Annotated in this window: 6 protein-coding genes, 1 tRNA gene and 1 pseudogene; 1 reads left to right on the top strand and 7 read right to left on the bottom strand. The window is 66.6% G+C overall.

What is annotated here, in order from left to right:
• A pseudogene (locus ABE487_RS15115) lies at positions 1 to 207 on the bottom strand (glutamine--fructose-6-phosphate aminotransferase); the annotation flags it as partial.
• 417 nt (positions 208 to 624) lie between these two features.
• On the opposite strand from ABE487_RS15115, the gene ABE487_RS15110 reads away from it, so the two are divergent.
• A tRNA-Arg gene (locus tag ABE487_RS15110) sits at positions 625 to 701 on the top strand.
• 466 nt (positions 702 to 1167) lie between these two features.
• Here ABE487_RS15110 and ABE487_RS15105 read toward each other — a convergent pair.
• From ABE487_RS15105 to ABE487_RS15080, 6 genes are all read right to left on the bottom strand, one after another.
• Positions 1168 to 2181, bottom strand: coding sequence for a porin (locus ABE487_RS15105; RefSeq protein ID WP_346452450.1), 1014 nt, complete (start codon positions 2179 to 2181; stop codon positions 1168 to 1170).
• Positions 2182 to 2282: 101 nt separating this feature from the next.
• Positions 2283 to 2669, bottom strand: coding sequence for a 4-carboxymuconolactone decarboxylase (gene pcaC / locus ABE487_RS15100; protein WP_346452451.1), 387 nt, complete (start codon positions 2667 to 2669; stop codon positions 2283 to 2285).
• A complete protein-coding gene (locus ABE487_RS15095; RefSeq protein WP_346449617.1) occupies positions 2666 to 4123 on the bottom strand; it encodes an NAD-dependent succinate-semialdehyde dehydrogenase in 1458 nt (485 codons plus the stop codon). The genes pcaC and ABE487_RS15095 overlap by 4 nt, the downstream gene beginning before the upstream one ends.
• 63 nt (positions 4124 to 4186) lie before the next feature.
• Entirely contained in the window at positions 4187 to 5596 is a 1410-nt protein-coding gene (locus ABE487_RS15090) for a cytosine permease (protein WP_346449615.1), read from the bottom strand.
• A 168-nt stretch (positions 5597 to 5764) separates the two neighbouring features.
• A complete protein-coding gene (locus ABE487_RS15085) occupies positions 5765 to 7234 on the bottom strand; it encodes an aldehyde dehydrogenase (protein ID WP_346449613.1) in 1470 nt (489 codons plus the stop codon).
• Positions 7235 to 7243: 9 nt separating this feature from the next.
• Positions 7244 to 8281, bottom strand: a complete 1038-nt coding sequence (locus tag ABE487_RS15080) for an LLM class flavin-dependent oxidoreductase (RefSeq protein ID WP_346445264.1) — start codon at positions 8279 to 8281, stop codon at positions 7244 to 7246.

Here is an 8281-nt window from a genome sequence, read left to right as displayed (position 1 = left end):
GATGCCCAGACGCGCCTGCAGCGCCTCGGCCTGCGCGGCCGCGGCCATCTCGGCGACGCGGCCGGTCCGGCGCACGCGCCGCACCGTGTCGCCGTCGAGCACCGCGATGCCAGCCGAATCGTAGCCGCGATACTCCAGCCGCTTGAGGCCCTCGACCAGGACCGGGACCACATCGCGATCCGCGATCGCACCGACGATTCCGCACATGGCAAAACATCCGACAGGGCGCCCCATTATAGAACCGCAGCCATTCGCCCCCTTGCAGCCTGATGCGGCGTCCCGTCGATGCAGTGTGGCCGTTCATCCAGCGAGAACTCCTGCGGTTTGGCCGAGCGGCGCGTCGTCATACTCCTTCCCGACGCGGCCACCTGCCCGTTGCACGGTGGCGTAACGCAGACGCTGAGCCCCAACCGTGCAATCCCATGCACCAGCGCAGGACGCCACCTCGGCGCCCCGCATCGCGACATGGTGGCCATACGCCAATGTGGCCGGCTTGCCACCAGCGACCACAATCGCCATAGGGCCCGCCCTGGGCGGACAAGTGCAGGGGATGCGTTGCAGCCTCCCGCTTTGGGCTACAATCCCCGACCGCCCTCCCCGCTTTGCGGTGGTCGGCCGCACGACGCGCCTGTAGCTCAGCCGGATAGAGTAGTGGCTTCCGAAGCCATTGGTCGGGGGTTCGAATCCCTCCAGGCGCGCCATCCTGCGGCCCCCGATGACGCCTTGTGATCTCGCCACCGCCAAGTGGCGGTTGGCTCAAGAATTCACGGTTCCTGCGCGGTGATCGAGCGCCGCTTGTCGGCCCCAACCGGCCCAGCAACGCACTCAACACTGCAGCAGGCGCGCTCCGCATCGACGCCCACACGAACATGTCCCTGGACGGCTGCCCAGCCTTCCTCCGCACGCGAGCGACACACCGATCGCTGCGGCCGCAGGCGTCGTCCCAAAGGGGCCGAACCTTTGGCATCTCGCGAGCGATGCAGATCAGGCTCAGACAAGCGCGCCCCGCAACGTCCCCGCGCCGAGCGTAACGAAGATGCCAGCGCGACACGCCTGCGCCCGTAGGGATTTCCCATCGGACCGGTAATCGGCGCGAACGGGCATGCCGATCCCACTGCCGCCGTCCCGCCCCCGACTGATACGGTTGGACCTGCTGGGCGTCGGTGCTCAAAGCATCAGTGTGAAACCGAGCTGCAGGCCGCGCAGGTCCGCGCCCGGCTGGTCGGGCGGCAGGCCGGCCGTGGCGGCACCGGCGAAGCGATAGCTCGCCTGCCCACGGTTCTGCAGTACGTTGTAGCCGGCGTAACCGATCAGGTGGCTGTTGAACGTGCGCCGATAGAGCACGCCAACCTGACGAGCGTGATCGCCGCGCCCGCTACGGTCGTGCAGGACACCGACGCCGGCACCGATGATGTCCTTGTCGTTGAGCGCGTACTTCACCGAAACCTCGGCGGCATCGATGTCGACTTCCTGCCCCCAGCGCGCCGAGTGTGTGCCGAGGTACCAGGTGAGATCGCCGCTGCGGTAGTTGCCGCCAGCGAACATCGAGAAGCGGCGGTTGCCGCCGGGGCCGTCGAGGCTCTGCGCCGCGAGAACGCCCTGCCAAGGGCCGCGATCGTAGGTGGCCGCGAACTGGCGGCTTGCCCCGGGACGATGCGGGTCGTCATCGCCCCTGCCCCAATAGGCGGACAGCCGCCAGGCGCCCAGTTTGGGCGTCGTGTAGGACAGCGTGTCGGGGGTGCGATAGGTGTACCAGGCGAAGTTGTTGAGCGCCGATGCATGGGTGCCGCTCTCGGCGACATCGAGCCGGTCGGAGTGCACGAACATCAGGGCATTCTGCGTGCCGTAACGCAGTTCGCCCCAGTCGCCTCCTATGCCCGCCCATGCCTGCCGGTTGAACAGTGCGTTGCCGGTGCGCGTGAGTGTGCCTTCGGACGGGCTGAAGCCGGCTTCGAGCAGGAAGTTCAGCGTCACCGGTCCGGCGTCGGTACCGCCCGCCACGCCGAAGCGGCTGGCCAGGTAGCCGTTGGACCCGAAGTCGCTTTGCCAGCTTTCGCCGGTGTCCACGTGCTGGTAGAACACGTCGACCACTGCGAACGGCTTCAATGTCGACTCTGCGTGCGCAACTGTCGGCAGCAGTGCTGCACCGATGACGCCCCACACCAAGCGCATGACGGACATGCTCGCTCCCCCGCCGCGCAGCTTGCAGGCAGCGCGGTCATTGTGATGGTGATTGCGGAATGCGTGCGAGAGACAGGCGCCGCGCGACGCCTCGCCGCGTGTCAGCTCTGTTCGCTCGCGAACTCGGCCAATGCCTCGCGTGCGACACGGAAGCTGTCGACCGCGGCAGGAACGCCGCAGTAGATCGCCACCTGCAGCAGCACCTCGCGGATCTTCTCTTCGCTCACGCCATTGCGCCGCGCGCCCTTGATGTGCACTTTCAGTTCGTGCGGCCGGTTGAGGGCCGAGATCATCGCCAGGTTCACCAGGCTGCGTTCGGCCAGTTCCAGTCCGTCCCGACCCCAGATCTCGCCCCAGCAGTACTCGGTCACCAGGGACTGGAGCGGCTCGCCAAAGGCATCGGCGGTCGCCAGCGCCTTGTCGACATAAGCATCGCCCAGCACCTGACGCCGGATCGCCAGTCCTTTTTCGTAGCGTGTCTTGCTCATGCTCCCACTCCGCCGAACAGGCTGTATTTGATGTCCAGGTAGTCCTCGATGCCGTACTTGGAGCCTTCGCGGCCCAGGCCCGAGTGCTTGATGCCGCCGAACGGCGCGACTTCGTTGGAGATCGCGCCGCTGTTGATACCGACCATGCCGTACTCGAGCTGTTCGCTCATGCGCCACGCACGGCCCAGATCGCGCGTGTAGCAGTACGCGGCGAGACCGAACTCGGTGTCGTTGGCGAGTGCGATCGCCTGCGCCTCGGTGTCGAAGCGGAACACCGCAGCCAGCGGCCCGAAGGTTTCGTCGCGCGCGACCAGCATCTCGGGCGTCGCGCCCTCGAGCAGGGTCGGCGCGTAGAACGCGCCCCCTAGAGCGTGGCGTTCGCCGCCCGACACGCATCGCGCGCCCTTGGCGAGCGCATCCTGCACCTGCGACTCGACCTTGACCACGGCCTGTTCGCTGATCAGCGGGCCGATCTGCACGTCCGGCTCGCTGCCCTGGCCCACCTTCAGTTGCGCGATGCGTTCGGCAAACCTCTCGACGAATGCATCGTGGATGCCGGCCTGCACCAGGAAGCGGTTCACGCAGACGCAGGTCTGGCCGGCATTGCGAAACTTGGCGAGCAATGCGCCTTCGACCGCGGCGTCGAGATCGGCGTCGTCGAACACGATGAAGGGGGCGTTGCCGCCAAGCTCCAGCGACACCTTCTTCATCGTCGCGGCCGCCCTGCCATAGAGCAGCCTGCCGATCGGGGTGGAGCCGGTGAAGGTGAACTTGCGCACCGCATCGCTCTCGAAGAAGGCATCCCCAATGGCGCGCGCGTTGCCGGTGACCACGCTGAAGATGCCGGCCGGCACACCGGCCTGCAGCGCAAGGTCCGCAAGCGCCAGCGCGGTGAAAGGCGTCTCCAGCGCCGGCTTGACGATGCAGGGGCATCCGGCGGCAAGTGCCGGCCCAACCTTTCGGGTGATCATCGCGGCGGGGAAGTTCCACGGGGTGATGGCCGCGACGACGCCGACCGGCTGCTTGGTCACCACGATGCGCGCGTCGCGGTCAGGGCTCGGGATGACGTCGCCGTACACGCGCTTGGCTTCCTCGGCGAACCACTCGATGAAGCTCGCCGCGTAGAGAATCTCGCCACGCGCCTCCGCCAGGGGCTTGCCCTGCTCGGCGGTGAGGATGCGCGCAAGTGGGTCGGCGTGTTCGACAATCAGATCGAACCAGCCCTTGAGAATCCGGGCCCGCTCCTTCGCCGTCAGGCCGCGCCAGTGCGGCCAGCTTCTTGCGGCGGCCTCGATGGCGCGCGCGGTCTCGCGACTGCCCATCGTCGGCACATGACCGATGATGGCCTGCGTGGCCGGATTGGTGACCGCCGATACTGCGCCATCGTCGGCATCGCACCATCTGCCGTCGAGGAGGGCTTGTTGGCGGAACAGTGGACTGTGCTCGAGTTGCATGGAGACTCCGGGGTCTGTGACGCCGGTCGTCCGGCGCGTGAACGCATGGGGCGGCTGGGCGTGTCAGGCCGGCGGCTGGCTTGTCGGGGTATAGCGCGGCAGCGGTCGGATGCAGTGGAACAGCGCGCAGACGGTCGCGCTGGACGCGATGCCCAGAACCCAGGACACATCGACGCCAGCGAAGGCATCCGCCCAGATCCCATGGAACCAGGGGTTCTTCAGGAACGGCAGCTGCACGACGATGCCGATCACGTAGGCTGTGATCGCACGCGAGTTGAAGCGCCCGTAGACGCCGCCGTCGGCGGCGAAGATCGATTTGATGTCGTAGCCGTTGCGATGCAGAACGTAGAAGTCGAACAGGTTGATCGACACCCAAGGCGCCATCACGAAGAGGATCGCGAAGACGCCACTGATGAACAGCGAGACGAAGTCGCTCGATGCCCACAGCGCCGATCCGGTCGACAGCACCAGCACGATCATCGACATTGCGATGCGGGCGCGTCCCTTGGGCACCCAGTCAGCGACGAAGGTCTGGATGGCGGTGATGAACGACAGCACCGCGCCGTAGAGGTTCATCGCGTTGTGGCCGATGATGTTGCACAGGAACAGCACCATCAGCACCGCGCCGAACATGCCGGTGTGCGCTTTGACCGCTTCCATCGCATCACCCTGGTGGCCGATGCTCACCGCGACCATGCCGAAGACGAACGAGAAGATCGTGCCGAGCGACGCGCCCAGATAGGTATAGACGAATGGCTTGACGCGGCCCTCGGCCAGCGGCAGATACCGCGAGTAGTCCGATGTATACGGGGCAAAGCTAATCTGCCAGACCGCGCAGATACCGAACATCGAGAACCACGGCGCGGCGCTGAAACGCCCCTGCTGCAGCACGTCGGGCGTCAGGTGCGGAATCATCAGTGCCAGGCCGATGAGCAGTGCACCGCCCATGAACCACGCGCCGATGCGGTTGAAGACGTGGATCAGGTGGTAGCCCACCACTCCGATCAGCGTCGCCAGGCCCGCACCGATCACGGTCGCCACCGAGACCGGGATCGCCGGTACGACCGCGTGCAGCGTCTTGCCCGACAGGATGATGTTGGAGACGAAGTAGCCCAGGTAGATGATGGTGGTGAACAGCACCACCAACAGCGAGCCGTGGCGACCGAACTGCGCGCGGCTCTGGATCATCTGCGGAATGCCGGCCAGTGGGCCCTGGGCGGACGTGAGCGCAAGCACCACGGCGCCGAACAGGTGCCCGGCGGTGATTGCCAGCAATGCGCTGATGACATCGAGCTCGAACACCATGACCGACATGGCGCCGGTGATCACCGCCAGCGGGGCGACATTGGTGCAGAACCACAAGGTGAACAGATCGATCGCCTTGCCGTGGCGCTGTCGCGGTGACACATAGTCGATGGCGTTGCCTTCGATCGCGAAGACGCCTGTGACCTGCTGATTCGGGTCCTGCTGCATACGCTGATATCCCCGTTGGCTGCCGCACCGCGGGCCCTCCCCGACGGCGTCACACATCACCCCGGAAGGGGCTGCGGGCGTGGATGAAACGAACAACCGGTGCATACGATCGGCGGTCGCGACGCCGCACCGGCGGCGCGACCCACGTCGATCCGCCGCGCCGGTCGGCTAGCGCATCACGAACGGATCGCCCAGGCGGGCGTCGGAGGTCCGCAGCCACACCGTCTTGGTGGTGGTGTAGTCGAGGACCGCGTCGGCGCCGCCTTCGCGGCCGTGCCCGGACAGGCCGTAGCCGCCGAACGGGGCGAGCGGGGAGACCGCGCGGTAGGTGTTGAGCCAGACGACGCCGGCACGGATCGCGTGCGCCATGCGATGGGCCCGCGTCAGGTCGCGCGTCAACACGCCTGCGGCCAATCCGTACTCGGTCGAGTTGGCCTTGGCGATCGCTTCGGCCTCGTCGGAGAACACATCGACCGACAGGACCGGTCCGAACAGCTCGGTGATCTCGCTCATCGCCTGCGTCACGCCGCTGCAGTCGAGCACCGTGGGGGCGTAGTAGAACCCGTCGCGTTCGATGCGCCGCCCACCGGTCAGCAGGCGCGCGCCCTGTTCGATCGACCGGGCAACCGCCGCCTCGATGGTATGCAACTGGCGCTCGGTGCACAGAGGGCCGTACTCGGTCTGGACATCGCCCGGTGCGCCGATGCGGATCGCTTCGACCTTCTCGACGAGGCGGGCCAGGAACGCGTCCTTGATGCCGGCCTCGACCAGCAAGCGCGAGCCGGCGACGCAGCTTTGTCCGCTGGCCGCGAAGATCGCTGCCAGCTGCGCGTTGACCGCACTTTCCAGGTCGGCGTCGGCAAACACCACCAGCGGTGATTTGCCGCCCAGTTCCAGGGACACCTTGGCCAGGTTGTCGGCGCTGTTGCGGACGATGTGGCGCGCGGTCTCCGGCCCGCCGGTGAAGGCGACCAGGCTGACCTTGGGATGGCGGCTGAGCACGGCGCCGCACTCGGGGCCGAAGCCGGTGATGATGTTGACCACGCCCGGGGGAAACCCTGCGTCATGGATCAGCCGCGCAAATGCGAGCATCGGGGCGGGCGCCTCCTCCGAGGCTTTGAGGACCATCGTGCAGCCGGCGGCGATCGCCGGGCCGAGCTTCACCGCCGAGAGAAACAGCTGACTGTTCCAGGGCACGATCGCGGCCACCACGCCCAACGGCTCGCGCTTGACCCATACCTGCATGTCCGGCTTGTCGATCGGCACCACATGCCCGTGCAACTTGTCGGCGATGCCGGCGTAGTAGCGGTAGTACTCGGCGACGTAGGCGATCTGTGCCCGGGTCTCGCGGATGATCTTCCCGGTGTCTCGGGTTTCGAGCTCGGCCAGCTCGGGCGCAGCTTGCTCGAGCAGGTCGGCCAGACGATGCAGCAGACGTCCGCGCTGCGATGCGGTCAATCCGGCCCAGGCAGGGTCCTGCAGGGCGCGGTCTGCCGCGGCCACGGCGCGCTCGACTTCATCGGTGCGCGCCTCGGGCATCTGTGCCCAGGCCCGGCCCGTCGCCGGGTCGAGGCTGTCGAATGTCGCGGCGCCGGGCTCAAAGCGGCCGTCGATGTACAGGGCGAACGGGGCAGTCATGGCCATCCCTCACCGGAACGCCGGCATCACGTCGCGAATCATGCGCTCGAGCGACGCCTTCTTGCGCTCGAAGCTCATGCCGGTATCGATCCAGAACGCGTACTCGTCGTACCCCATGGCCTGGTAGGTCTTCAGACGGGCGATCACTTCCTCGGGCGGACCGATGACGTTGTTCTTGCGCATCGCCTCGGGCGAGTACATCGGATGGGCGGCGATCTCCTCCTCGCTCAGCGGCGCAATCAGGCCCTGGGTGATTTCGCGCTCGTTCTTGAACCACGCCCCGAAGTAGTTGTAGAAGACGTTGATCTCGTCGGCTGCTTGTTGCGCATCTGCTTCGCCCTCGGCCACATAGGTGTGGCGCAGCAGCATGATCTGCGGGCGCGGCACGTCGCCGAACTTCTCGCAGGCCGCATTGAAGTGGCCCATCAGCTTCTCGACTTCCTCGTCGCCGAAATGCAGCGGTGTGACCTGCACGTTGCAACCGTTGGCGACCGCGAACTCGTGGCTGTTGGGATCGCGCGCGGCCACCCAGATCGGCGGATGCGGCTGTTGCAGCGGCTGCGGCGCCGAGGTGGTCTTGGGAAACGTCCAGTACTCGCCATCGTGGGCGTAGTCGCCTTCCCACAGTGCCTTGATCGCGGGAATCAGCTCGCGTAGGCGACCGCCGGCGCCCCAGGCGTCGAGACCTGGATGCAGACGCTCGTACTCGAACGCGTACGCGCCTCGAGCGATGCCCAGCTCCAGGCGACCATCACTGATGATGTCGGTCATCGCCGCTTCGCCGGCGAGCTTGATCGGATGCCAGAACGGCGCGACCACCGTGCCGGTGCCCAGGCGCACGTGCTTGGTGCGGCGTGCGAGGTCGACAAGATTCAAGAACGGGTTCGGCGCGATGGTGAAGTTCATGCCGTGGTGTTCACCGGTCCAGATGGCGTGCATGCCGCCCTCGTCCGCAATCCGGCACAGCTCGATCATCTCGTCGTACAACTGCTTCTGCGTCTGCTGGTCGGAGACGCGCTCCATATGGATGAACAACGAAAAGCGCAT

This window comes from Luteimonas sp. TWI596, assembly GCF_039674105.1.
Taxonomy (GTDB): Bacteria; Pseudomonadota; Gammaproteobacteria; order Xanthomonadales; family Xanthomonadaceae; genus Luteimonas.
This window is presented reverse-complemented; position numbering and strand designations above follow the sequence as displayed.

Excerpts from the sequence above, each read along its gene's own strand:
- ABE487_RS15105 (WP_346452450.1), bottom strand. The coding sequence starts at position 2,181 with ATGTCCGTCATGCGCTTGGTGTGGGGCGTCATCGGTGCAGCACTGCTG.
- pcaC (WP_346452451.1), bottom strand. The coding sequence starts at position 2,669 with ATGAGCAAGACACGCTACGAAAAAGGACTGGCGATCCGGCGTCAGGTG.
- ABE487_RS15095 (WP_346449617.1), bottom strand. The coding sequence starts at position 4,123 with ATGCAACTCGAGCACAGTCCACTGTTCCGCCAACAAGCCCTCCTCGAC.
- ABE487_RS15090 (WP_346449615.1), bottom strand. The coding sequence starts at position 5,596 with ATGCAGCAGGACCCGAATCAGCAGGTCACAGGCGTCTTCGCGATCGAA.
- ABE487_RS15085 (WP_346449613.1), bottom strand. The coding sequence starts at position 7,234 with ATGACTGCCCCGTTCGCCCTGTACATCGACGGCCGCTTTGAGCCCGGC.
- ABE487_RS15080 (WP_346445264.1), bottom strand. The coding sequence starts at position 8,281 with ATGCGCTTTTCGTTGTTCATCCATATGGAGCGCGTCTCCGACCAGCAG.